The sequence below is a fragment of the Photorhabdus sp. RM322S genome, assembly GCF_042879395.1.
Lineage (GTDB): Bacteria > Pseudomonadota > Gammaproteobacteria > Enterobacterales > Enterobacteriaceae > Photorhabdus > Photorhabdus khanii.
In genome coordinates this window covers 1-23,459 of the sequence record NZ_JBHFKW010000042.1, presented here as the reverse complement: position 1 = coordinate 23,459, position 23,459 = coordinate 1, and the positions used below count along the sequence as shown (strand labels likewise).

The window sequence follows — 23,459 nt, the reverse complement described above, 5'->3', positions numbered from 1 at the left end:
GTATCAATTATGAGTTTAACTTCTGTCAGTGAACATTTACTGGCTGCAAATAAATTAAGCCATCAAGATCTGTTTTCAGTACTTGGTCAACTGGCTGAACGTCGGCTGGATTATGCCGATCTCTATTTTCAGTCCAGCTATCATGAATCTTGGGTGCTGGAAGATCGGATTATTAAGGATGGTTCCTATAATATTGATCAGGGCGTTGGTGTTAGGGCTATCAGTGGTGAAAAAACAGGTTTTGCTTATGCAGACCAGATCACATTGAATGCGTTGCAACAAAGCGCACAGGCTGCCCGCAGCATCGTCCATGAAGAAGGAAATGGTAAAATCCATACCTTTGGCGAAGTGGCCTACTCTCAACTTTATGCGGCAATCGATCCGCTGCGCAGTTTCTCCCGTGAAGAGAAGATTGCGTTATTGCATCGAGTGGATCAAGTCGCCCGTGCCGAAGATCCGAGAGTGCAGGAAGTGAATGCCAGTCTGACAGGGGTCTACGAACAGGTATTGGTTGCGGCAACCGATGGGACTTTAGCGGCTGATATTCGTCCCCTGGTTCGCTTATCTGTCACGGTGCTGGTGGAGGATAACGGTAAACGTGAACATGGTACCAGCGGCGGTGGCGGCCGTTATGGTTATGAATATTTTCTGGAAATGGTAAGTGGTCAGATCCGTGCAGAACAATTTGCGCGTGAAGCTGTTCGTATGGCACTGGTAAATCTTTCCGCTGTTGCTGCACCGGCGGGTACTATGCCGGTTGTTCTGGGAGCGGGCTGGCCGGGTGTGTTGCTGCATGAAGCTGTTGGTCATGGGTTGGAAGGCGATTTTAACCGCCGTGGTACCTCCGTATTCTCAGGTCAGATTGGTGAGAAAGTCGCTTCGGAGCTTTGTACAGTGGTTGATGATGGCACGATACAAGGCCGTCGAGGATCATTGGCAATTGATGATGAAGGTGTGCCTGGGCAATACAATGTATTGATTGAGAATGGCATTCTCAAAGGTTACATGCAGGACAAAATGAATGCGCGCCTGATGGGGGTTGCGCCGACGGGCAATGGCCGCCGTGAATCGTATGCCCATTTGCCCATGCCTCGTATGACTAACACCTATTTGCTGGCAGGTCATTCCACACCGGAAGAGATCATCGGTAGTGTAGAAAATGGTTTATATGCGCCAAACTTTGGCGGTGGTCAAGTGGATATCACTTCCGGTAAATTCGTGTTCTCGACATCTGAAGCTTATCTGATTGAGAATGGCAAGATTACCAAGCCAGTGAAAGGGGCGACCCTTATCGGTTCTGGTATTGAGGCTATGCAGCAGATCTCTATGGTAGGAAACGATCTTGAACTGGATAACGGTGTTGGGGTTTGTGGCAAAGAGGGCCAGAGCGTACCTGTTGGTGTTGGTCAGCCTACTTTGAAACTGGACAACTTGACCGTTGGAGGAACAGCCTGATTTTTGGCTGGTGAGTCTTCTTGTTTGAAGAAGCGGAAAAGGCGCTGGAAGGGGAACTTGGTTTTAAAATTTTCCCCTAACAGAATTAGCGTCTTGTATGTTTTAGATAGTTAGGTTGATTCGGCCATATCTTTAAGATACTGAAAAATCTGACGATAAGATTTAGGTGGCTTATTAGCCGCCTTTTCTTTTTTCGCATTGCGGATCAGCGTGCGCAATTGCTGGCGATCGGTTTGTGGGAATAATTCCACAACGTTATCAATAACATCATCATTGCCATCAATCAATTTATCACGTAATTCTTCCAACTTATGGAACAAAATGATTTGCTGATTGTGACGATTTTTCAGTTTATCAATTGCTGTGGTAATAGGCTCGACATCCCGGGCACGCAGCATTTTACCAATTAATTGTAATTGGCGACGGCGCCCTTCTCTTTTTATCTTCTGTGCAAGTTCAATGGCTGCCAGCAGATCCTCATCCAACGGAATGCGTTCAAGCGCATTTTTGCTGAGATCAACCAATTCTGCCCCCAGCTTTTTCAATGCCTCGGCATCACGTTTAATTTCGCTTTTACTGACCCAAATTATCTCTTCTTCTTCCTCTTCAGCAGGATAATCATTGAGCCAATCTTCAGGCTGCTTTGCCATGGTAGTTTTCCTTTTAAAAAGGCCGGATCTGGCAGGTTGATTTTTGGAGCATGACCTGTAGCCCGGTGGGTGTTAACATCCTAATATTGGGTATTGTAACTGGGAAAAACGCCTGATTACCACTCGGCATTACTTTTGTGGATAAAATGGTTCTATTTTCCTGACAGATTTTCCCTTTATTCATCAAATTACGGGTAATTAATGAAAATCACTGATCAAATTGCGGAACAACGCAAACAACTGGAAAATGCAGTTTCACAGGCATTAGAACTGGCAACCGCGGGTTGTGATGCTGCGGAAGTTGCTGTTAATAAAACAACGGGTATTGGTGTCAGTACCCGCTTTGGTGAAATAGAAAATGTAGAATTTAATAGTGATGGTGCGCTAGGGATCACCGTATACCATCAGCAACGTAAAGGGAGTGCATCATCAACAGATTTAAGTCCGGATGCTATTGCCCGTACTGTCCAGGCTGCTATCGATATTGCCCGTTATACTTCTCAGGATCCCTGTGCTGGTCCGGCGGATAAAGCGTTATTGGCGTTTGATGCGCCGGATCTTGATTTGTTCCACCCAACAGAATTGGATACTGATAAAGTAATTGAACTGGCTGCCCGCGCGGAACAAACGGCATTACAGGCAGATAAACGTATTACCAATACAGAGGGCGGTAGTTTTAACAGCCATTATGGTATCCGGGTGTTTGGCAATAGTCACGGTATGTTGCAAAGCTATTGCTCTAGCCGTCATTCGATGTCGAGCTGTGTGATTGCTGAATTTAATGGCGATATGGAACGGGATTATGCGTATACCATTAGTCGTCGTATTGAAGATTTAAAATCGCCGGAGTGGGTTGGGCATGAGTGTGCTCGCCGTGTGTTATCCCGTTTATCTCCGCGTAAATTACCAACCATGAGGGCGCCTGTGCTGTTTGCTGCGGAAGTTGCAACGGGTCTTTTCGGACATTTGGTGGGTGCTATTAGTGGTAGCAGTATTTACCGTAAATCTTCTTTCCTGCTTGATCATCTGGGTAAACAAATCCTGCCATCATGGCTGACGATTGAAGAGCGTCCACATTTGCTGGCAGGGCTGGCATCTTCTCCATTTGATAGCGAAGGTGTGTGCACCAGTAACAGGGATATCATTAAAGATGGCGTATTACAGACCTGGCTTCTGACAAATTATTCTGCTCGTAAATTGGGAATGGCAAGTACAGGCCATGCTGGTGGGATCCATAACTGGTGCATTGCAGGGCAAGGTGAGGATTTTGCTGGTTTACTACGTCAGATGGGAACAGGATTAGTAGTTACTGAACTGATGGGGCAGGGTGTTAGTGCAATAACCGGTGACTATTCCCGTGGTGCCGCCGGTTTCTGGGTAGAAAATGGTGAGATTCAGTATCCTGTCAGCGAGATTACTATTGCGGGTAATCTGAAAGAGATGTGGGCCAATATGGTCACTATTGGGAATGATATTGAAACTCGCAGTAATATCCAATGTGGTTCGGTATTACTGCCGGAAATGAGTATCGCTGGTCAATAAGGGATACTCAGATTAGGTTACAGTGGCCAGCCCTGTTCAAAGGGGCTGGCTAATTAACGGTGGAGATCACCGGCAGCTTCTGGTTGATAAAGTCATTCTAATCCTGTGAATATTTGTCCGTATTGAGGCACACACCGAAAGCACGGCTAGCGGTGATATTTCCGATCCATTCCGGCCACGCTATGCCGTTGATGTTCAATTGCTAGATAATGATGGTCAGGATTCCTCTGTCCCTGTTTACCACGCTGTCCCGCTGCCTTTGCCGATGGCGGGCAGTGAATCCGGTATGTTCCAATATCCGCCAGTCGGAACGATAGTTGAAATTGCCTTTGGAGCAGGCAGGCCAGACAAGCCCTTTATCCGGCAGACATTAAGCCAGAGCAACACTTTGCCGGATATCAAGCCAGGCGAGCAATTGCAGCAGCAGCGGGCAGAAGTCTTGCAGAGGGTAACTCAGGAAGGGCATTGGATTCGTCAGACTGACCAAACGATTAATGAATCGTCTATGCACCGTGCAGTCAGGGCAGACACGGAAACACGTAACGTAGTCGCACGGGAAACCACTTCAGGCCACGGATAAAACCACGGTTTTGGGCACGTCTACGCTATTGGCGGGTGCTGTTCAGCAAATTGCTGACGGCGATTATTGCATAGCAACGTCATCAAATTTTGTCGCCAGTGTAGGGAAAGAGGCCAATATCGAAATCGGACAAACGCTGATAGAGAAAATCGGCTTGCTTAAGCAGAGTATCGCCGGAGCCAGGCAAGAAATCGTCGCGCCAGTGGTTTGGGTGGGCAGCCAGCAAATCAATATCATGACATTGATGTTAGAAACGCTGGACGTGGTTAAGGAATTAGCTGAACTGACCGCCGCGCATACGCACCACAACACAGGTATGCCGGAGAACGTCAGCGAAATAAGGAATACGACCTATAAATCGGATGGGCTGAAACAGAAATATTCTCCAGTGATTGGGTGAATATCGTCCATTTGTGTGAGGTCCTTTACGCTGTACCCTAGGTTGATATTTTATGCTATAGGTATTAGACTGGTTACGTCAGTTAAGGAATATCGCGCTAGGACTGAGGCTACTAATCTCGGTAATAGCACAAAAGATACCCCCGCCCTGTATGGGTAAAAACAAAAAAGCCAACCTCACCAGTTGGTTTTTTTGTTTTTACCAACTCATCATTTTAATTGATTGAATCATCTGAAAATAAACCTATAATCAACGGCTGTTAGTTTGGGGTAGCGTTCTGGCCTGTGTATCTCTGACGCAAGTTTTCGTAAGTCCTGGCTGAAGAACAGGTGGTGCTGCTTCAGTGCCTCGGTCAGAGCGCGATATTCCTTAACTGACTTGATGGAAGCCAGCCGGACAGGCAGCGTAAAGGCAATGGCTGGTTAAGTCGTGCTCCTAACTGGAGCAAACGGGTGAAAGCATTTATTGACACTGCTATCATCGTTCTCAAAGCGTTAATCGCGCTTTTAGAGCTGATCCGTGCATTTCTGAAATAGATAACGGAAACGTAGCTAAGGCCATCGGGGTAACCTCCTGGTGGCCTTTAACATTTACTGCTTTTGATCAAGCCACCGTGCCTTATAATTTCTACTCTTCATTGCTCTGGTAGTATGGGAAGGTGATAAACAGATTAATAAAATTAATAATTTAAGCGTTTTGTGTGGTTAAACAATTTGCAGCTTACCGCGAGTCATACACATAATAACACTGGGACACCTTTCTTAAATGCGGTATCAATCAGCGCTACTGGTTTGTGTTCTGATGGTCTGAAACACAATTATCTCGCCCGCAACATGCGGGCTTTTTTACACCTTCATAGAGTTTGAATACAATTCTGATATTAAAGAATGGAATAACAAACTGATAATTCAGAGTGTTATATTAGTTTAGTGGTTTAAAAGTTGTCGTTACTTTTTCGGGTATAGAAATAACTGATGTGATATCAGAATTGTTTGGTAAATCATTTCGGACGGTTCGTTTGATAGGCTGCTTATTTTCGTCAAAATACCGACTGGGCCATATTTCAGCAGGGGTTACACCAATTTCCTGAGCAATCAACAATTCTCCTTTAGGTCAGGGCCGCGTTAAAGCATTTGCTAATGTTGAAGAGCTTAAATCGTGCTCTCTGGATAATGATGCCAGCGTTTTTATTCTTCTTACGTATCGCAGCGATAATATCGGCTTTTTTCATATTCCTGCTTACCATCTTTGATGGTGGCGGTTCAAACAGGGTTCGCAGTACCGGAGAACATCCAATCCGGCGAGGCATAGCCTCCCCTGTCTGAACCGCCATAGAAAGAGCGATAACAGGCACACTGGTAAGAAAATAACCTTACCAGTGGGATGTTCATTCAAGGCTGCGACCCCCTGACCATCGGATTTTGCCGATAGCGACACTGCTTTAACTGATTGTATTATCTGACTCAAGAATCAAATAAATACCTTAGTGACGGTTTGTCTCGCTGCGCTTATGACGAAAACGGCACTACACCGCACCCGCCCGCACGTTTTGGATCAAAAAATTTTTTCAATTTTAAAATACTACGAATCGAACAGCCAAACCGTGCCAGCACTGGCATTGTGAGAGAAGCAGCAAACTGAAATGATTGAAAAGATTTTCAGGGAATTTCAGTTTTCGGATCAAAAGCGGATCACGGGAAAAATATCAATACAATGATATTAAGGGAAAAATTCTATTTTACGTGGGAGATAGGATCATGACCAGAAGCCGCGCTGATTTTAAGAATTCAAGTAGGACGCGGCCTTACTGAACACATAGAGCTGAAATTAGTTGTTAAGGAATGAAACCTAATAAAACTGAGTGAATAGGATAGTTATCTGGACTTGTAGCAGAAAGTATTATCCAACCTCCTTGAAGATATAAAATTCCTGTCGCCATTTGGCTATCAAAGACAAAAAACCACTTGTGAGATAGTGGTTTTTTGTATTGATTTAATAGGGTTTTATCTGTGATATTCACCGGCAGCTTCTGGTTGATAAAGTAATTCTAATACTTTGACTCGGGTTTCTTCGCCATTTGGCAATTTCCAACTGATTTCGTCGCCGATACGAAGGCCCAATAATGCAGCTCCCAAAGGAGCCATAACAGAAAGCTGGTCTGAACTGTCTTGCAGTGACGCAGGGTAAACCAGAGTGCGCACTCGCTCTTCACTGCTTGTCAGATCAAGAAAACGAACCCGGCTATTCATAGTCACAACATCGGATGGAATTTCTGCTGGAGGTACAATCTCTGCACGATCTAACTCCTCATTCAAAGCGTCAGCGATACTAGTATCTGCAAACGCTGGCTGTTCCAACAGGGAATCTAAACGTTCTGCGTCTAATTCGTTGATGATAATTGCTGGTTTAGTCATACCACACTCCAAATGGAATCCAACACAAAATAACACCCCGCACCGTGAGGAGGGGGGTGTTATTTAAAATGATTAACCTGATAGTAGGCTGTTCTTACTGGAAAAGAAAGAGATCATGATCACGAACTGTTTTGTGTTGCTAATGAAAGCAGTTAAGAACATGATAAGCCGGAGGAGTGGGGGGCGTTATTCTTCGTCAAATCCTGAATCAAATAGATTAATGATAGCGGCAAGAGCCTGTTCTTCATCTGGGCCACTGGCTTCAACTTCAATATAGCTGCCTTTTTCTGAATCCAGCATCAGCATGGCAATCACGCTGCTGGCTTCAGCTTCAACATGGCTATCATTGCGCAAGACAACATGAGATTCAAAGAGCTGTACCAGATCATACAGCTTCATTGCTGGCCGGGCGTGCATTCCCAGCCGGTTTTTGATTTCAAGTTTCTGCTTGACAGTCATTATTTCCGCTTTTCGAGAGTACGGTGGCGCGACTGTACGTTTTTGCCGCGGGAGCGGAAATAGTCAGCCAACTGCTCTGCCACATAAACAGAACGGTGTTTACCGCCGGTGCAGCCAATTGCCACGGTCAGATAACTGCGGTTATTGGTTTCAAGCATGGGTAGCCAAAGTTCAAGATAACTGCGGGTCTGATAGATGAAGTTATGCACTTCCGTATGGCGGTCGAGAAAAGCGGCGACGGGACGATCAAGACCTGTCATTGGTCGCAGTTTTGGGTCCCAGTGTGGGTTTGGCAGGAAACGTACGTCAAAAACATAGTCGGCATCAATTGGAATGCCATGTTTGAAGCCGAAAGATTCAAAGACCATTGTCAGCTCGCGTTCCCGTTTGCCCAGCAGACGGGTCCTTAGCATCTCAGCCAGTTCGTGGACTGACATTTCGGAAGTGTCGATAATCAAATCTGCTCTTGAACGAAGTGGCTCCAGCAGATCGCTTTCTTGATCAATCGCGCTTTCCAGAGAAAGGTTTTTGCTTGATAGTGGATGCAGACGGCGGGTATCGCTGTAACGGCGGATTAGCGTATTACGGTCAGCATCAAGAAACAGTAATTGCGGTGAAAAACTGGCTGGTAGTTTAGTCAGGGCTTCTTCGAAAACTTCGGGGGATTCCGGCATGTTTCTTACATCAATACTGACAGCAGCAGAAATATCGCGGTCAGCCAGTGTATTGGCTAATTCCGGCAGCAACACTACCGGCAAGTTGTCTACACAATAAAAACCCATATCTTCCAGTGCGCGCAAGGCAACGGATTTACCCGAACCGGAACGGCCACTGACTATCATCAGCACCATGAGGCGACTCCCCTTAATTTCTCAGTGGTTATTATTATGAGCCACTGTTATCTGTTGCTCTCCATTCATTGCAACAGCTATTCAGTGATAATTGCGTAAAGTTCTTCATCACTTTGTGCCGATCTTAAACGACGACAGAGATTTTTATCTGCAAGGCGTTTGGCAATCAATGACAATGTGTGTAAGTGTGTTTGGCATTGATCGTTTGGAACCAGTAAAGCAAACAGCAAATCGACTGGTTGATTATCAATGGCATCGAAAGCGATGGGTTGTTCCAGATTGAGGAAAACGCCAACAGCTTGATCTGAGCTTTCTTCATCCAGCTTACCGTGAGGGATAGCAATACCACTGCCAATTCCAGTAGTGCCTACTTTTTCTCTGGTCAATATTGCTTCGAATACGATATTCTCGGGTAATTTAAGCCGCTTAGATGCCAGCTCACTGATAATCTCTAAAGCCCGTTTTTTGCTCGAACAATGTACATTGTTGCGCGTACATTCGAGGGAAAGTACAGAGCTTAGTAGTAAATCTGCTTGGTTATTCATTTTTCTATTCGCTTAGGTGCTTAATTGATACCGGATGCCATAGGTTATCTGTGGCATCCGGTATTTGTGCACTGTTTTACAGCAAGACTCCGCTGTTTTTACTACAGCTATTGTTAAATAACTGTTAATGTTGTCTCAGTTTATCTTTATGTTTGGTTAACTGACGAGCCAGTTTATCGACCAGTCCATCAATTGCTGCATACATATCTTCATGTTCTGAGGATGCGTGCAACTCGCCTCCGTTAATATGTATCGTGGCTTCGGCGATTTGTTGTACCTTTTCCACACGGAGGATTACCTGAATCAGGTTGATCCTGTCGAAATATTGATCCAGCTTGCTGCATTTTGCAGTGATAATGTCGCGTAATGCATCAGTAATTTCAATATGGTGACCAGTTATTTTGAGTTGCATATTGTCTTCCTTCTCTGTTCATTTCAAACCAAACGCTTACGTTGGTTTGATGGCGGAATGGATAACGACTCTCGATATTTTGCGACAGTCCGTCGGGCAACCATAATGCCTTGATCGGCTAGCATGCTCGTCAGTTTGCTGTCACTTAATGGTTTGGCGGAGTTCTCCGCTGCTACCAGTTTTTTCACCAAAGCCCGTATTGCAGTTGAAGAGGCTTCGCCTCCACTTTCTGTATTAACATGGCTGGAGAAAAAATACTTCAATTCGAAAATGCCACGTGGGCTGTGCAGGAATTTCTGGGTAGTCACCCTGGAAATGGTAGATTCATGCATATCAACCTGGAAGGCAATATCTGCCAAAACCATGGGCTTCATATGTTCTTCGCCATGTTCAAAAAATTCCTGTTGCTGTTCTACAATGCAGCGCGTCACTTTCAGCAGAGTATCATTTCGGCTTTCCAGGCTTTTGATAAGCCATTTAGCTTCCTGTAGGTTATTGCGGATAAACTGGCTGTCACTTTCATTGTGTGTATGTTGCCCAAGTTCCGCATATTGCTGATTAATGTGTAAACGGGGAATGCTATCTGTATTCAATTCTACTTGCCAGTGTTCACTTTCTTTTCGAACCAGCACATCAGGGATGACATACTCTGATTCACCTGTGTTTACTGCCAAACCAGGCCTTGGCTCAAGTGACTGAATGAAATCAATCACTTCTTTTAGTGTATCTTCTTTCAAGCGACTTAAACGGATTAAATTGCGGAAATCCCGATGACCTAGTAACTCCAGATGCTCGCAGACGATCAATTTCGCTTCTTTCAGATAAGGTGTTTCTGGTGGAAACATGGATAGCTGGATCAGTAGACAATCTTTCAGATCACGGGCAGCGACACCGATAGGATCAAAATGTTGTACCCGTTTGAGCACGGTTTCCACTTCTGCCAGAGTCAGTTGATCGTCGCCAATGCTGGCAAGGATATCCTCCAGTGGTACAGTAAGGTAGCCTGTATCGTCTACGGCATCAATGATTGATGTAGCAATTGCCGCGTCTGTTTCCGTGAAAGGGGTCAGTCCTGCCTGCCACATCAAATAGTCTTGCAGGGTTTGGACTGTTTCACCTTGGTAAAGTGGCAAGTCGTCATCGCTATAGTCATTACGTGTACCGGAAGGCGTCCCCGCGGTGTAAATTTCATCCCAGCTGGCATCCAGTGGCAACTCATCCGGCATATCTTTTTGTTGCAGGGCATCAAGCGTATCCATAACGTCAGTTTCGTTGTCAGGAGATTCCTGATGACTGATTTCTTGATGATCTTCATCCTGCTCAAGCAAAGGGTTCATTTCTAACGCTTGCTGTATTTCCTGTTGAAGTTCAAGCGTAGAAAGTTGCAACAAACGAATGGCTTGTTGGAGCTGTGGTGTCATAGCCAGTTGCTGACTGAGCCTAAGTTGCAAACTTTGCTTCATAGCGTTAAACCAATTCTCTTGGCTGAATTAGAGCCGGAAACCTTCGCCTAAATAGACGCGCTTCACCTGTTCATTATTAAGGATATCATTCGGTGTGCCGTGAGCAATCAGCTGCCCCTGGCTGACAATATAAGCGCGCTCACATACATCCAATGTTTCACGGACGTTATGATCTGTGATCAGGACGCCTAGCCCGTAATCTCTCAAATGCTGAATAATTTTTTTGATATCGATTACTGAGATTGGATCTACGCCGGCGAAAGGTTCATCCAGCAAAATAAATTTAGGGTTGGCGGCCAGTGCGCGGGCAATCTCTACGCGACGACGCTCACCACCGGAAAGTGATTGACCCAGATTGTCCCGTAGGTGGCTGATATGGAACTCCTCCATCAGCTCTTCGGCACGTTCCTTCCGTTGTTCCTGTGTCAGATCCTGACGGATCTCCAATACGGCCATCAGATTGTCGAATACATTCAGACGGCGGAAAATAGAAGCTTCCTGAGGCAAGTAGCCAATACCACGGCGCGCCCGTTCGTGAAGTGGCAGCAGGCTGATATCTTCGCCATCAATGGTAATTGTCCCGGCATCCCGTGCAACAATACCTACGACCATATAAAAAGTCGTGGTTTTCCCTGCGCCGTTAGGGCCAAGCAGGCCAACAATTTCACCGGAGTTCACATTTAAGCTGACATTTTCAACGACCTTACGGCCTTTGTAAGCTTTTGCCAGGTTTTCTGCGTTTAGTATTGCCATATCTCGTTATTTACTCTTGTTGTTAACCGCAGGGCTTTCTTCTTGTAACTGAGAAGGTAACAGAACAGTTGTCACTCGTTTACCTTTCTCACTGAACGCTTCCATTTGCTGGGTTGGGACCAGGTAAGTGATACGGTCGCCTTTTATATTGCTGTCTAACTGTTCCAGATAGGCGTTGCCAGTCAGTGTAACCAGCTCTTTATCCATTTCGTAACGCATTTTGGCACCGTGGCCCTTGATTGGTTTGCCGTTGTCCTGTAGCTGATAGAAAGTTACCGGATTACCAAATGCCTCAATAACCATTTTTTTAGAATCGCCATCCGGGCGGGTCACAACAACTTTGTCAGCGTGGATATCAATAGAGCCCTGTTTAACGATCACGTTTTCTGTAAATGTGGCAGTGTTCCCAGTCATGTCAAGGGATTGCTTAGCAGAATCAATAGAAATTGGTTTCTGGGTGTCATCTTTCAGTGCCAGAGCCGGAAGACTGACTGTAAAAATGGCACTGGCAATAAGAGCATTACGGATTCTGTTGTTCATGTTGGATTTCATAGTAGGTGTTAACCTTTTCAATCAGTTCAGCGGTTTTGTTCCGCAGATTGCCACGCATTTTCATACCGACGGATTTCAATCCTACGCCAATCAGTGTGACCTGATCGTCGGATGAAACATCCTGAGTGACCAGATTGACGATAGCATTCTCTGTGGTAATACGCTGTAATTGTGCCGTATCAGTCAGGCTGTCAACCTGCACATCTCCGTAAAGATAGAGCATTCTGTCGTTGGTCAGTTTGGCTTTGTTCGCACGAACTGTCCATGTAGCAATGGCGTTTGAGTCATATGTCGTTAATACCGGCTTGGTAAACCAGGTAATTTTTGACTCAGCATAATTCTGGACATCATCTGCGACCAGTTTATACGTCAGCTTACCCGTAGGATCATAAACAAAAGTTATGGTTTCCTGACTTTGATATGTTGGCTGATTGTTATCTGTAGCAGAAGATGAGTTAGTCTCGTCTGAATCAGATAAGCTCCAGCCAATTAACGCCAGGGTGATTAACGCCAGTATTATAGCCAGCCAGGATTTGATTTTATCCATTCTCGTTTCGCTTCAACCTACTATATTGATAATCCTTTGGCCTCTTCCAGCTTATTCTGAGCGAAAAGCACCAAATCACAAAGTTCTCTTACCGCGCCGCGTCCCCCTGCAATCTGGGTGACATAATGCGCTTTTGGTAGTAGCAATGGATGTGCATCTGCCACAGCGACAGATAAGCCCACTTGTTCCATGACCGGCCAGTCAATCAGGTCATCACCGATGTAAGCAACCTGTTCTGGTTTTAGCCCCAGTTTATCTAACAGTTCTCTATACGCCAAAACCTTATCACTTTGTCCTTGGTAAAGATGTGTAATGCCCAGGGTGTTTGCTCGATCTTCCAGCAATTTTGCCTTACGGCCGGTAATAATAGCGACTTCGATTCCTGAAGTAATTAGGCAGCGAATTCCGTAACCATCACGAACGTTAAACGTTTTCAATTCTTCACCGTTATTGCCCATATATATCAGGCCATCAGACATCACACCGTCAACATCGCAAATCAGCAGACGGATTCTACCGGCTTTTTCAATAATGTCTTTATTAACTGGACCATAACAGGTATCCAGATAAACTAATTGGCTCATTAAGACGTTCTCTCAGGTTAAACTACGCCAGCTTGTAGCAGGTCATGCATATGTAATACACCAAGTAATTTATTTTCCTCGGTAACCAGTAAGGAAGTGATATGGTGTGACTGCATTAAGTTCAATGCATCAACGGCAAGGGCATTTGGTTTGATACGGATACCGCCAGCTGTCATAACAGCTGAAATTTTGACATTGTACAAATCAAGTCCCATATCAAACACTCGCCGCAAGTCACCATCAGTAAAAATACCATCAATATACATATTTTCGTCGCAAATGACGGTCATACCCAATTTTTGGCGGGTGATTTCGACGAGGGCTTCACGTAAAGAGGCATCACGATTCACTCTTGGGATATCATCGCCTGTATTCATTAAATCACTCACCAGCAGCAGAAGTTTGCGTCCAAGTGTGCCGCCTGGATGTGATAGTGCGAAGTCTTCAGCGGTAAAGCCGCGTGCCTGGAGCAATGCAACCGCTAAAGCATCACCCATAACCAATGTTGCAGTGGTGCTGGTTGTTGGCGCTAAACCTAATGGACAGGCTTCCAGCGGGACTTTGATACACAGGTGGATATCTGCGGCTTTTCCCATGTTGCTGTTGTAATTGTTAGTCATGCAAATAAGTGGAATTTTTTGGCGTTTCAATGCGGGGATCAGTGACAGAATTTCATTGGATTCACCCGAGTTTGAGATAGCTAAAACAATATCTTTAGGCGTAATCATACCGAGATCGCCGTGACTGGCTTCTCCCGGATGAACAAAAAAGGATGGCGTGCCGGTACTGGCGAAAGTTGCGGCAATTTTACACCCGATATGGCCGGATTTGCCCATCCCCATGACAATAACTTTACCTTCGCAGTTGAACATCAGTTCACAGGTGCGGGCAAAATCTTCATTGATATAGTGTTCAAGTTCTGCCAACCCATCACGTTCTATCTGTAATACTTTCTTACCCGCTTGCTGAAAATCAATCTTAGGCATTTCTTTTTCCTACTGATTTGTGTTTATTCAATACTGTAATTGAAAATAAACAGCACGATAAAATAAGCGATAAAGCAGCTTAATAACAGGACACCTTTAAATCGGTTTAACCGATGTTTACGACCCAGACAAAATGCAGCAAATATTGTGCTGGCTACCATCATGACCCAAAAATCACGGTGGAAAGATTGAGGTGAAATGGCTGCTGGTGAGAGTAATGCGGGAAGGCCCAAAACAATTGATATATTGAATATATTCGAACCTATAATATTCCCGAATGCAATATCATCTTCTCCTTTGAACGCGGCTGCAATAGCGGTTGCTAATTCTGGCAGGCTGGTACCGACCGCAAGCACAGTCAGTCCGATAACTAATTCACTAATATCATAAATGCGGGCAATAACCGTCGCATTATCAATAACCATGCGGGTTGCCATAGGTAAAATAATCAGCCCTAATAGTATCCAAAGCAGGGCAATGCGTTTATTGCCTTCCAACGGTAATTCAGAAACCTGCTCTTGTGTGTAAATATCAGCTTCGGCACGGCGTGGCAAAGCCGCCATTTTTATCATCAGTAATATATATACAATGGCAGAAACCAGTAATACTAACCCATCCATCCGGCTAAGATAGTTATCACTCATCAAATAACCACAGAAAGCGGTGATCAGCAGCATTAAAGGCAGTTCTTGCCGCAACATATCTGATTTTACTTCCAGAGGGCGAATAAATGCAGCAGCACCGGTGATCAACAGCAGATTGGTAATGTTGGAACCAATAACATTACCAACAGCCATATCAGGTTGACTATCTAGCATGGTAGTAACTGAAACCATTAATTCGGGCAAAGAAGTTCCGATGCCGACAATGGTAATGCCAATAATAAAGGGAGGCAGCCCCAGAGTACGGGCAAAAATGGCAGCGCCATATACTAATCTATCGGAACCATATACCAGTAAAATCAACCCAGTAATTAAGAGTAAAAAGGTCAGAAGCATGAAGCATCCCTTGTAAGGTATATTCCGAATTTAATATTAACGTTGGTTGATTTCTTAAACAAAAATTGTTTGTTCAGTTAGATGAGGTATATTCTGACGGCGACGGGTGGAAAAGTAAAATTTGTCACAACTTTAGTGGCGAAAACTCGCCAGTTTTTTTGTAGTATATGTGATTAATATGTGAACCAAATATAAAGCCAATTTATAAACCGTTAAGGGTTATCAATAATGAGTCAACAAACAGCAAATCTCATCGAGATCCGTGGTATGTATTTTACCCGTGGTAACCGTCCGATTTTTGCTGATATTAATCTGGCGGTGCCCAAGGGAAAAGTCACGGCAATTATGGGGCCTTCTGGCATAGGGAAAACAACACTATTACGGTTGATTGGCGGTCAATTGCGTCCTGAACGAGGAGAAATCTGGTTTGATGGCGATAATATTCCTGCTTTATCTCGTTCTCGTTTATATGCTGCCCGTAAGAAGATGAGTATGTTGTTTCAGTCCGGGGCATTATTCACTGATCTGAATGTTTTTGAGAACGTCGCTTTTCCGCTGCGTGAACATACCAATCTGCCTGAAGAAATTATACAGACGACGGTCATGATGAAATTGGAGGCTGTTGGGTTACGTGGTGCCGCGAATTTGATGCCTTCTGAACTTTCCGGTGGTATGGCAAGGCGTGCTGCTTTGGCACGCGCCATTGCACTTGATCCTGATCTGATTATGTTTGATGAGCCTTTTGTTGGTCAGGACCCGATTACGATGGGGGTTTTGGTGAAACTCATTGATGAACTGAATAAGGCGCTTGGTGTGACCTGTGTGGTTGTTTCCCACGATGTGCCGGAAGTTCTGAGCATTGCAGATTATGCTTATATTATGGCTGAACAACAGATTATTGCAGCGGGTACCGCTCAACAGTTGCAGTCTAATTCTGATCGGCGGGTACGGCAATTTCTTGATGGTATTGCTGATGGGCCGGTACCTTTCCGTTTCCCGGCCGGGGATTATAAAACTGAGTTATTAGGATAGTGGAATGTTGATGTTAACACAGGCGCTAGCGGCACTTGGCAGGCGGGCTATTGAGGCGTTCGCCTCTTTTGGCCGTGCCGGTTTTATGCTTTTTAGCGCGATAATTGGCAAGCCAGAACCTGCCAGACAATGGCCATTACTCCGACAACAGCTTTACAGCGTGGGTGTTCGGTCATTGTTGATTATCATGGTTTCAGGGTTGTTTATTGGCATGGTGCTCGGTTTACAGGGGTATCTGATACTGACAACATACAGCGCAGAAGCCAGTCTTGGCATGATGGTGGCGCTGTCTCTGTTACGTGAACTGGGGCCGGTTGTCACTGCACTATTGTTTGCTGGCCGTGCAGGATCAGCGCTAACCGCCGAAATAGGTTTGATGAAAGCCACGGAACAAATTTCCAGTCTGGAGATGATGGCGGTAGATCCATTACGGCGTGTGATAGCACCCCGTTTCTGGGCTGGGTTTATCAGTATGCCGTTATTATCCTTGATTTTTGTGGCGGTAGGTATTTGGGGCGGTGCGGTGGTTGGTGTTGATTGGAAAGGGATCGACAGCGGTTTTTTCTGGTCTGCAATGCAGTCTGCTATAGAGTGGCAGAAAGATTTACTTAACTGTTTTATTAAAAGTGTCGTTTTCGCCATTACCGTGACTTGGATTGCTTTATTTAATGGTTATGATGCGATCCCCACCTCAGAAGGGATCAGCCGGGCAACGACCAGAACGGTAGTTCATGCGTCGTTAGCCGTTTTAGGTTTGGATTTTGTGCTGACAGCACTCATGTTTGGGAATTAAGTCAATGCAAAGCAAGAAAATTGAAGTTTGGGTTGGGTTTTTTGTCTTAATTGCACTGGCTGCAATCGTCTTTTTATGCTTGAAAGTGGCAGATATTAAATCGGTCGGTAACCAACCGACTTATCGTTTGTACGCAACTTTTGACAATATCGGCGGTCTTAAAGTGCGTTCACCGGTAAAAATTGGTGGAGTGGTGATTGGTCGTGTTGCAACTATCTCTCTGGATGAAAAAACTTATACACCGCAGGTGGCACTGGATATCGTGAAGCAATATGACCGCATCCCGGATACCAGCTCTCTTTCCATCCGTACTTCTGGTCTATTGGGTGAACAATATATTTCCCTGAATATGGGGTTTGAAGATCCAGATATGGGAACCAATATCCTGAAAGAGGGGGACCGTGTGCAGGATACTAAATCAGCAATGGTACTTGAGGATCTGATTGGTCAATTCTTGTATAAGGGGGGCGATAACTCCCAGAGTAGAGCAGAACATACTCCAGCACCAACCCGCAATTGAATATCATTGAGAGGAATCAATTATGTTGAAGAGATTATTAATGGTGGCGCTGTTGGTGGTTGCGCCATTAGCTAGCGCAGTTGATCAGACGAACCCTTACAAGTTGATGCAGGATGCGGCAGAAAAGACGTTTACCCGCTTGAAGAATAGTCAGTCACAGATTCGACAAAATCCAGATTATTTGCGCCAGGTGGTGAAAGAAGAATTACTGCCTTATGTACATATCAAATATGCTGGGGCATTAGTTCTGGGGAGCTACTATAAAGATTCGACGCCAGCACAACGCGAGGCTTATTTTACCGCATTTGAATCTTACCTTGAGCAGGTTTATGGGCAGGCTCTGGCAATGTATCACGATCAAACTTATCAGATTGATCCTGAAAAACCATTGGGAGACAACAATATCGTTGCGATTCGTGTCACTATCATTGATTCGAATGGTCGCCCGCCAGTTCGCCTTGATTTTCAGTGGCGTAAAAACAGTAAAACTGGCTACTGGCAGGCATACGATATGATTGCTGAAGGCGTCAGTATGATTACAACTAAGCAGAGTGAATGGGCTTCTATCTTACGTCAACAAGGTATTGATGGTTTGACTAAGCAACTTGAAATCAGCGCTCGTCAGCCAATTACGCTGGAAGAGAAAAAGTGAGATGAGTGAGTGTTTGAGTTGGGAAAAAGTAGAGCAAACATTGATCCTCAAAGGTATTTTGGATCGTGACATTTTGCTGCCTCTCTGGCAGCAAAAAGAAAAATTACTGGCCGGTATCAACGGCGTCAATGTGTCACAGCTTGAGCATGTGGATTCTACCGGGTTGGCTCTTTTAGTCCGTTTTAAACATCATATGCAAAAGGAAGGGGTTAAATTGCTCTTTTCCGGCGTCAGTGAACGGCTTAGTACCTTGATTACACTTTACGATCTGCAAGAAATTATCATTGATAGCTAGCCGATAATCTTATAATTATCTGTATAATCAGCGCCCTTGTAAGCAGAAATGTTACAAGGGCGTTTTCATAGTTTAAGAATAAGTCGGATTCTATTAGGATGGACGACGGTCTATTATTTCTAACTACATACAGAATTGAGCAATTATGGATACTAATGAGATTAAACACGTGCTGATGGATAAATTAGCACTGGATGAAGTCATCGTTAACGGAGATGGCAGCCATTTCCAGGTTATTGTGGTTGGTGAAATGTTTGCCGGCATGAGCCGGGTAAAACAGCAGCAAGCCGTTTATGCGCCTTTGATGGAATACATTGCTGACAATCGTATTCATGCTCTGTCAATTAAAGCCTATACACCGGATGATTGGAAACGGGATCGTAAGCTCAACGGTTTTTAATGCTGTTTGCCTCGCCGCGAACAGCAAATTATATTAAGAGAGTCATCACAGATGGATAAATTTCGTGTGAAGGGACCAACTCGTCTGTCGGGTGAGGTTTCTATTTCCGGGGCAAAAAATGCTGCACTGCCAATCCTGTTCGCCGCGTTGTTGGCTGAAGAGCCTGTTGAATTGCAAAATGTTCCAGAACTGAAAGATATTGATACTACTATCAAATTATTGAATTGCCTTGGGACCAAAATTGAACGTAATGGTTCTGTCTTTGTGGATGCCAGCAGTGTGAATCAATATTGCGCGCCTTACGATCTGGTAAAAACGATGCGTGCCTCCATTTGGGCGTTAGGCCCTTTGGTCGCGCGTTTTGGTCAGGGGCAAGTTTCTTTGCCTGGTGGCTGTGCTATCGGCGCACGTCCGGTTGATCTGCATATCAGTGGCCTGGAACAGCTAGGTGCTGAAATTGTTCTGGAAGAGGGCTACGTTAAAGCTTCCGTTAATGGTCGTCTGAAAGGGGCTTGCATTGTGATGGATAAAGTCAGTGTCGGGGCGACAGTCACGATTATGACGGCGGCAACATTGGCTGAAGGGACAACGGTTATTGAGAATGCGGCACGCGAACCTGAAATTGAAGATACTGCCAATTTTCTCAATACCTTGGGGGCAAAAATTACAGGGGCAGGTACTGATCATATCATCATTGAAGGCGTAGAACGTCTTGGTGGTGGTGTATACCGGGTATTACCTGATCGTATTGAGACAGGTACATTTCTAATTGCGGCTGCGATATCCGGTGGTAAGGTTGTTTGCCGTTATGCTCAGCCTGATACGTTGGATGCAGTATTGGCTAAATTGCGTGAGGCGGGTGCTGATATTGAAATTGGTAAAGACTGGATAAGCCTTGATATGCACGGTAAACGACCTAAGGCTGTGACATTACGTACTGCTCCACATCCCGGTTTCCCGACAGATATGCAAGCCCAGTTCAGCTTGCTGAATTTGGTTGCGGAAGGGGTTGGTATGATCACCGAAACTATTTTCGAAAACCGGTTCATGCATATCCCTGAATTAATTCGTATGGGGGCTCATGCAGAAATTGAAAGTAACACAGTACTTTGTCATGGCGTTAAGAAGCTGTCAGGTGCTCAGGTAATGGCGACTGATTTACGCGCATCTGCGAGTCTGGTTCTGGCGGGTTGTGTTGCGGAAGGGGTGACGGTTGTTGACCGTATCTATCATATTGACCGCGGTTATGAGCATATCGAAGATAAACTGCGCGGGCTTGGTGCGGATATTGAACGAGTGAAATAAGTGGAAAAGTGATTTTGTTTCTTTATTTGGAAACAGGAAGCCGCGTAATTTAGCAAACCAGGTTGATGATGGGTAGAGAAGTAAAGTGTATCCGTAGGGTGCATTGGCTCAAGCCGATAAAAAATATTTATGTGCTATTGCGATCTACCCATCATTATGGCTGTGATTGAAAGATTTTTACTGAGTAATTAATCTCAGCTCTGCTTAAGAACAGAGATTTCAGAAGCACGTAGATTCAGACTCGATCTTATCGCTTGGAATGTAAATGTGCCGCTTCTATGCGTTTCGTGCATTGACTCACGCATTTTTATGCCGATAACGTATCAACAGTAAGTTTGTCGGACATTTGTTCAAGTTCACTCTGGCTCAGCCCGGTAATTTTCATCACCGTTTCACGGTCGATACTCATACTTCGGTGACTGTTCTGACAGTCACCGTAAAATCCTCTTTTAACATGAATCGTTGAATGCTGATTAAGAACTCTCAGCACGAGTTAGTGGCGTATTTGCTCAAGTTCGTTTTGGCTCAACCCAGTAGTTTTCATTATCGTTTCACGGTCGATGCCAATATCCATCATCGCACTCGCGACTTTCAGGACCCCCTGTTTTTCGCCTTTATACAATCCTTCTTGGAGTCCTTCCTGACGTCCTTCCTGACGCCCTTTCTGCTCCAGTTTCTGCGCTATTGTCATCAGTACCTCCTCATACCTCGGGGACTGTTCTGACAGTCACCGTAAAATCCTCTTTTAACATGAATCGTTGAATGCTGATTAAGAACTCGCAATACGAGTTAGTGGCGTATTTGCTCAAGTTCGTTCTGGCTCAACCCAGTGGTTTTCATTATCGTTTCACGGTCGATACCAATATCCATCATCGCACTCGCGACTTTCAGGACCCCCTGTTTTTCGCCTTTATGTAATCCTTCTTGGAGTCCTTCCTTGCGTGCTTTCTGCTCCAGTTTCTGCGCTATTGTCATCAGTACCTCCTCATACCTCGGGGACTGTTCTGCCAGTCGCCGGATAAAACCCTCTGGATCGGCGGTATCTCCCACCTGTAATAAGTAGTTTAACATGCTTTTTAGCTGTTCATCCGTATAGTAATCATACGTCAGCAGCATAACCAGTTCTTGCAGTAACTCCGCCATATCACGCTGCCGGATATGCTTTTGCACCATTTCCAGTAGCGCAACCCGTTTATGCGTCAGGATCTTATCATCCGGGATTACCGTCACATCTACCAGCGGGAATGCACCAGAATAGATTTCCTTCGCCAGGGCCGGATCATCGAAGCAGTCGAGCCAACGGGTACTCCACGGATACGGCTGTATTTTCCCGTGATAGAACAACACCGGAATGACCAGCGGCAATTTTTCATGTCCCTGTTCCAGATGCCGCTGCATTGCGGAAATACTGTATCGTATCAGCCGGAATGCCATCATCTTGTCCGGGGAACTCTGATGCTCAATCACGCAATATACGTATCCGTCACCCTGCGCTGTTTTTAGCGAATACAGGATATCAGAATAATGCGCACGCAAACTGTCTTCAATAAACGACCCTGATTCCAACCGCAGTGTATCCAGATCACAAACTGCCCGTAATGTCGCAGGCAAATGTATCGCCAAAAAGTCTCTGGCGGTATCAATATGACTTAAAAACTGTTTAAAAACAGCGTCATGTGGCGTTGGTGTATTTTTTCTCTTCATCGGTGAATGGTAGCATACTTTCTTTTATATTGAAGGAATATTAAGCAAAAAACCGAGCGGACTGAAATGTCTTGAATTTCCTTCTTAAGCGAAATTCAGGTTAATTACTATTCATCAAATTCTGCAATCGTCACTTGCAGTGACAGCATTTTTCCATTACGCAATAAAGTCACAGGAACAACGCTGCCGGGGCGTATTTCAGCCACTTGATCCATTGTTTCAGCCGCAGAAATAGCAGGTTTGTTATTTACACTGATAATGATATCACCGACCTTAATACCGGCTATTTGAGCGGGTCCATTTGGGGTAACCTGGAATACCCGTAGCCCCTGAATTTGATTAATATTGCCGTTATAAGAGCGAATATGTGGAAGCTCCTGTGATGCTATGCCGATAAAGCCCCGAATAACCCGTCCATCACGAATAAGTTTTTGCATAATTTTTGTGGCGAGTTCAGTAGGAATAGCAAAACCCAACCCTTCTGGTGTTTCACCGTTTTCACTTTTATCAAATGATAATGTGTTGATACCCACCAGTTCACCAAGTGTATTAATCAACGCACCACCAGAGTTACCTTGATTAATGGAAGCATCTGTCTGGAGAAAGTTTTGGCGTCGGGTAGGGCTTAATCCAACGCGACCGGTAGCACTAATAATCCCTTGGGTAATAGTTTGACCTAAATTGTAAGGGTTACCAATGGCAAGAACGATATCTCCCACATGGGCCACTCTATCTGGATTAATAGTAATGACAGGCAGATTCTCGGCATCAATTTTCAGGACGGCAAGATCTGTTGAACTATCAGAGCCGATAACCAGGGCTTCATAAAAATGACCATTTTGCAGTGCGACAATAATTTGTCCTGCATTGTTGATGACGTGTTTATTAGTGAGAATAAAACCCTTATCACTCATGATGACGCCGGAACCGAGGGTATGGTTTTCTCTGCCTTCATGAGAAAAACTACCCATGTTGCTGCTATAGACGTTAACCACTGCGGGTGCTGCTTTGCGGACACCTTGATTGAAGCTGAATGGAACTTCATCATGACTGTTGCTGAACATTGCAGATACCAGCCCGTTAGGGCGCAGTGATGGAACGATAATCAGCAAAATGACAGCGACAAGTAATCCCAAAAAAGCAGAACGCAGTAACTTGGCAAACATGGATATTATTCAGTGTGAGTTAATGAATAACTGTAGGATAACATACGAAATTAACAAACACAGCATTACGCTGTATCTCAGATTGCTGACTTTAGCACCCCGACTATCGCTGCTGAGTTTTTAGTAAGGTAAGATTAGATACGCTTTATTTGAAAGTGATAAAACAGCAGTTGAGAAAAGCCATTGTTTTGTCTGTCAGCGTGGTTTTAAAATCTGAAAAAATGGCAAGCGTATCATGAAAAAAACAGATGAAAACTTTAATCATTAAAGGTAAAAATAATTGATTAAGGATTTTTAAATTGGGTAAAAAACCTGATGTTATATTGATATTGGAAGAGAAAACATTAGGAGAAATAGGTTTTAATTTTATTAATAAGGTGATAAAGTTAAACGAGAATATG

26 protein-coding genes and 3 pseudogenes are annotated in these 23,459 nt (G+C 44.7%); 11 read left to right on the top strand and 18 right to left on the bottom strand.

Translation table 11 applies throughout. The annotated features are described in order from the left end of the window. Positions 1-9 precede the first annotated feature (9 nt). On the top strand, positions 10-1,455 hold the full coding sequence (gene tldD / locus ACGF63_RS19110; RefSeq protein WP_387632697.1) for a metalloprotease TldD: 1,446 nt from the start codon (positions 10-12) through the stop codon (positions 1,453-1,455). Positions 1,456-1,565: 110 nt separating this feature from the next. On the opposite strand, the gene yjgA is transcribed toward tldD, so the two are convergent. Beyond that, positions 1,566-2,105 (bottom strand): ribosome biogenesis factor YjgA, encoded by a 540-nt coding sequence (yjgA, locus tag ACGF63_RS19105; RefSeq protein WP_152962633.1) that lies wholly within the window; start codon positions 2,103-2,105, stop codon positions 1,566-1,568. Positions 2,106-2,306: 201 nt separating this feature from the next. On the opposite strand from yjgA, the gene pmbA reads away from it, so the two are divergent. The 3 genes and pseudogenes from pmbA to dinQ all read left to right on the top strand — a co-directional run bounded on the left by pmbA (position 2,307) and on the right by dinQ (position 5,163). Continuing rightward, positions 2,307-3,647, top strand: coding sequence for a metalloprotease PmbA (gene pmbA / locus ACGF63_RS19100; RefSeq protein WP_152962632.1), 1,341 nt, complete (start codon positions 2,307-2,309; stop codon positions 3,645-3,647). A gap of 112 nt (positions 3,648-3,759) precedes the next feature. Continuing rightward, a pseudogene (locus ACGF63_RS19095) lies at positions 3,760-4,627 on the top strand (hypothetical protein); the annotation flags it as partial. A gap of 464 nt (positions 4,628-5,091) precedes the next feature. Continuing rightward, a complete protein-coding gene (gene dinQ, locus ACGF63_RS19090; RefSeq protein WP_369293964.1) occupies positions 5,092-5,163 on the top strand; it encodes a damage-inducible type I toxin DinQ in 72 nt (23 codons plus the stop codon). A gap of 385 nt (positions 5,164-5,548) precedes the next feature. Here dinQ and ACGF63_RS19085 read toward each other — a convergent pair. The 14 genes and pseudogenes from ACGF63_RS19085 to ACGF63_RS19020 all read right to left on the bottom strand — a co-directional run bounded on the left by ACGF63_RS19085 (position 5,549) and on the right by ACGF63_RS19020 (position 15,191). Beyond that, positions 5,549-5,873: pseudogene (locus ACGF63_RS19085) on the bottom strand (helix-turn-helix domain-containing protein). 588 nt (positions 5,874-6,461) lie between these two features. Further along, positions 6,462-6,647, bottom strand: a complete 186-nt coding sequence (locus tag ACGF63_RS19080) for a hypothetical protein (RefSeq protein ID WP_162524105.1) — start codon at positions 6,645-6,647, stop codon at positions 6,462-6,464. Next, on the bottom strand, positions 6,631-7,041 hold the full coding sequence (gene rnk / locus ACGF63_RS19075) for a nucleoside diphosphate kinase regulator (protein WP_036842109.1): 411 nt from the start codon (positions 7,039-7,041) through the stop codon (positions 6,631-6,633). Before rnk ends, ACGF63_RS19080 begins: the two co-directional genes overlap by 17 nt. A gap of 186 nt (positions 7,042-7,227) precedes the next feature. Further along, the gene (gene npr, locus ACGF63_RS19070) at positions 7,228-7,500 is read right to left on the bottom strand and encodes a PTS phosphocarrier protein NPr (RefSeq protein WP_021323559.1); all 273 of its coding nucleotides are present in this window, start codon (positions 7,498-7,500) and stop codon (positions 7,228-7,230) included. After that, positions 7,500-8,351 carry an RNase adapter RapZ gene (rapZ, locus tag ACGF63_RS19065; protein WP_021323560.1) on the bottom strand — a complete coding sequence of 284 codons (852 nt, stop codon included), beginning with the start codon at positions 8,349-8,351 and terminating at the stop codon, positions 7,500-7,502. Before rapZ ends, npr begins: the two co-directional genes overlap by 1 nt. Before the next feature lie 77 nt (positions 8,352-8,428). Then, the gene (gene ptsN / locus ACGF63_RS19060; RefSeq protein WP_036837490.1) at positions 8,429-8,896 is read right to left on the bottom strand and encodes a PTS IIA-like nitrogen regulatory protein PtsN; all 468 of its coding nucleotides are present in this window, start codon (positions 8,894-8,896) and stop codon (positions 8,429-8,431) included. 124 nt (positions 8,897-9,020) lie between these two features. Further along, the gene (gene hpf, locus ACGF63_RS19055) at positions 9,021-9,308 is read right to left on the bottom strand and encodes a ribosome hibernation promoting factor (RefSeq protein WP_036842110.1); all 288 of its coding nucleotides are present in this window, start codon (positions 9,306-9,308) and stop codon (positions 9,021-9,023) included. Between the two features lie 23 nt (positions 9,309-9,331). Next, a complete protein-coding gene (gene rpoN / locus ACGF63_RS19050; RefSeq protein ID WP_036842111.1) occupies positions 9,332-10,771 on the bottom strand; it encodes an RNA polymerase factor sigma-54 in 1,440 nt (479 codons plus the stop codon). A gap of 27 nt (positions 10,772-10,798) precedes the next feature. After that, positions 10,799-11,524 (bottom strand): LPS export ABC transporter ATP-binding protein, encoded by a 726-nt coding sequence (lptB, locus tag ACGF63_RS19045; protein ID WP_036842112.1) that lies wholly within the window; start codon positions 11,522-11,524, stop codon positions 10,799-10,801. Positions 11,525-11,530: 6 nt separating this feature from the next. Next, entirely contained in the window at positions 11,531-12,064 is a 534-nt protein-coding gene (lptA, locus tag ACGF63_RS19040) for a lipopolysaccharide ABC transporter substrate-binding protein LptA (protein WP_036842113.1), read from the bottom strand. Further along, complete coding sequence (gene lptC / locus ACGF63_RS19035) at positions 12,045-12,623, bottom strand: LPS export ABC transporter periplasmic protein LptC (RefSeq protein WP_036842114.1); 579 nt, start codon at positions 12,621-12,623, stop codon at positions 12,045-12,047. Before lptC ends, lptA begins: the two co-directional genes overlap by 20 nt. A gap of 20 nt (positions 12,624-12,643) precedes the next feature. Continuing rightward, on the bottom strand, positions 12,644-13,207 hold the full coding sequence (gene kdsC, locus ACGF63_RS19030) for a 3-deoxy-manno-octulosonate-8-phosphatase KdsC (protein ID WP_036842118.1): 564 nt from the start codon (positions 13,205-13,207) through the stop codon (positions 12,644-12,646). 17 nt (positions 13,208-13,224) lie between these two features. Continuing rightward, entirely contained in the window at positions 13,225-14,193 is a 969-nt protein-coding gene (kdsD, locus tag ACGF63_RS19025) for an arabinose-5-phosphate isomerase KdsD (RefSeq protein WP_036842120.1), read from the bottom strand. Between the two features lie 23 nt (positions 14,194-14,216). Next, a complete protein-coding gene (locus ACGF63_RS19020; protein WP_152962630.1) occupies positions 14,217-15,191 on the bottom strand; it encodes a calcium/sodium antiporter in 975 nt (324 codons plus the stop codon). A gap of 228 nt (positions 15,192-15,419) precedes the next feature. Between ACGF63_RS19020 and mlaF the strand changes: the two genes are divergently transcribed. The 7 genes from mlaF to murA all read left to right on the top strand — a co-directional run bounded on the left by mlaF (position 15,420) and on the right by murA (position 20,188). After that, on the top strand, positions 15,420-16,223 hold the full coding sequence (mlaF, locus tag ACGF63_RS19015) for a phospholipid ABC transporter ATP-binding protein MlaF (RefSeq protein ID WP_036842123.1): 804 nt from the start codon (positions 15,420-15,422) through the stop codon (positions 16,221-16,223). 10 nt (positions 16,224-16,233) lie between these two features. Further along, a complete protein-coding gene (gene mlaE / locus ACGF63_RS19010; protein ID WP_152962734.1) occupies positions 16,234-17,016 on the top strand; it encodes a lipid asymmetry maintenance ABC transporter permease subunit MlaE in 783 nt (260 codons plus the stop codon). A gap of 4 nt (positions 17,017-17,020) precedes the next feature. Beyond that, a complete protein-coding gene (gene mlaD, locus ACGF63_RS19005) occupies positions 17,021-17,536 on the top strand; it encodes an outer membrane lipid asymmetry maintenance protein MlaD (RefSeq protein WP_036842124.1) in 516 nt (171 codons plus the stop codon). A gap of 22 nt (positions 17,537-17,558) precedes the next feature. Next, the gene (mlaC, locus tag ACGF63_RS19000) at positions 17,559-18,188 is read left to right on the top strand and encodes a phospholipid-binding protein MlaC (RefSeq protein ID WP_036842125.1); all 630 of its coding nucleotides are present in this window, start codon (positions 17,559-17,561) and stop codon (positions 18,186-18,188) included. 1 nt (position 18,189) lies between these two features. Then, positions 18,190-18,483, top strand: a complete 294-nt coding sequence (gene mlaB / locus ACGF63_RS18995) for a lipid asymmetry maintenance protein MlaB (protein WP_387632693.1) — start codon at positions 18,190-18,192, stop codon at positions 18,481-18,483. A 145-nt stretch (positions 18,484-18,628) separates the two neighbouring features. Next, on the top strand, positions 18,629-18,883 hold the full coding sequence (gene ibaG / locus ACGF63_RS18990; protein ID WP_036842129.1) for a BolA family iron metabolism protein IbaG: 255 nt from the start codon (positions 18,629-18,631) through the stop codon (positions 18,881-18,883). 51 nt (positions 18,884-18,934) lie between these two features. Then, complete coding sequence (gene murA, locus ACGF63_RS18985) at positions 18,935-20,188, top strand: UDP-N-acetylglucosamine 1-carboxyvinyltransferase (RefSeq protein WP_152962628.1); 1,254 nt, start codon at positions 18,935-18,937, stop codon at positions 20,186-20,188. A 493-nt stretch (positions 20,189-20,681) separates the two neighbouring features. Here the strand turns inward: murA and ACGF63_RS18980 are convergent. From ACGF63_RS18980 to degS, 3 genes and pseudogenes are all read right to left on the bottom strand, one after another. Continuing rightward, positions 20,682-20,914: pseudogene (locus tag ACGF63_RS18980) on the bottom strand (ISNCY family transposase); the annotation flags it as partial. A 63-nt stretch (positions 20,915-20,977) separates the two neighbouring features. Next, entirely contained in the window at positions 20,978-21,892 is a 915-nt protein-coding gene (locus tag ACGF63_RS18975; RefSeq protein ID WP_387632692.1) for an Rpn family recombination-promoting nuclease/putative transposase, read from the bottom strand. Positions 21,893-21,999: 107 nt separating this feature from the next. Then, positions 22,000-23,058, bottom strand: a complete 1,059-nt coding sequence (gene degS, locus ACGF63_RS18970; protein WP_387632691.1) for an outer membrane-stress sensor serine endopeptidase DegS — start codon at positions 23,056-23,058, stop codon at positions 22,000-22,002. Positions 23,059-23,459 lie beyond the last annotated feature (401 nt).

Coding starts and splice junctions, on each gene's coding strand:
- rapZ (WP_021323560.1), bottom strand. CDS start 8,351: ATGGTGCTGATGATAGTCAGTGGCCGTTCCGGTTCGGGTAAATCCGTT.
- pmbA (WP_152962632.1), top strand. CDS start 2,307: ATGAAAATCACTGATCAAATTGCGGAACAACGCAAACAACTGGAAAAT.
- mlaE (WP_152962734.1), top strand. CDS start 16,234: ATGTTAACACAGGCGCTAGCGGCACTTGGCAGGCGGGCTATTGAGGCG.
- ACGF63_RS18975 (WP_387632692.1), bottom strand. CDS start 21,892: ATGAAGAGAAAAAATACACCAACGCCACATGACGCTGTTTTTAAACAG.
- tldD (WP_387632697.1), top strand. CDS start 10: ATGAGTTTAACTTCTGTCAGTGAACATTTACTGGCTGCAAATAAATTA.
- lptC (WP_036842114.1), bottom strand. CDS start 12,623: ATGGATAAAATCAAATCCTGGCTGGCTATAATACTGGCGTTAATCACC.
- murA (WP_152962628.1), top strand. CDS start 18,935: ATGGATAAATTTCGTGTGAAGGGACCAACTCGTCTGTCGGGTGAGGTT.
- mlaC (WP_036842125.1), top strand. CDS start 17,559: ATGTTGAAGAGATTATTAATGGTGGCGCTGTTGGTGGTTGCGCCATTA.
- rnk (WP_036842109.1), bottom strand. CDS start 7,041: ATGACTAAACCAGCAATTATCATCAACGAATTAGACGCAGAACGTTTA.
- npr (WP_021323559.1), bottom strand. CDS start 7,500: ATGACTGTCAAGCAGAAACTTGAAATCAAAAACCGGCTGGGAATGCAC.
- mlaD (WP_036842124.1), top strand. CDS start 17,021: ATGCAAAGCAAGAAAATTGAAGTTTGGGTTGGGTTTTTTGTCTTAATT.
- ptsN (WP_036837490.1), bottom strand. CDS start 8,896: ATGAATAACCAAGCAGATTTACTACTAAGCTCTGTACTTTCCCTCGAA.
- ibaG (WP_036842129.1), top strand. CDS start 18,629: ATGGATACTAATGAGATTAAACACGTGCTGATGGATAAATTAGCACTG.
- mlaB (WP_387632693.1), top strand. CDS start 18,190: ATGAGTGAGTGTTTGAGTTGGGAAAAAGTAGAGCAAACATTGATCCTC.
- kdsC (WP_036842118.1), bottom strand. CDS start 13,207: ATGAGCCAATTAGTTTATCTGGATACCTGTTATGGTCCAGTTAATAAA.
- rpoN (WP_036842111.1), bottom strand. CDS start 10,771: ATGAAGCAAAGTTTGCAACTTAGGCTCAGTCAGCAACTGGCTATGACA.
- lptA (WP_036842113.1), bottom strand. CDS start 12,064: ATGAACAACAGAATCCGTAATGCTCTTATTGCCAGTGCCATTTTTACA.
- mlaF (WP_036842123.1), top strand. CDS start 15,420: ATGAGTCAACAAACAGCAAATCTCATCGAGATCCGTGGTATGTATTTT.
- ACGF63_RS19020 (WP_152962630.1), bottom strand. CDS start 15,191: ATGCTTCTGACCTTTTTACTCTTAATTACTGGGTTGATTTTACTGGTA.
- degS (WP_387632691.1), bottom strand. CDS start 23,058: ATGTTTGCCAAGTTACTGCGTTCTGCTTTTTTGGGATTACTTGTCGCT.
- yjgA (WP_152962633.1), bottom strand. CDS start 2,105: ATGGCAAAGCAGCCTGAAGATTGGCTCAATGATTATCCTGCTGAAGAG.
- hpf (WP_036842110.1), bottom strand. CDS start 9,308: ATGCAACTCAAAATAACTGGTCACCATATTGAAATTACTGATGCATTA.
- kdsD (WP_036842120.1), bottom strand. CDS start 14,193: ATGCCTAAGATTGATTTTCAGCAAGCGGGTAAGAAAGTATTACAGATA.
- lptB (WP_036842112.1), bottom strand. CDS start 11,524: ATGGCAATACTAAACGCAGAAAACCTGGCAAAAGCTTACAAAGGCCGT.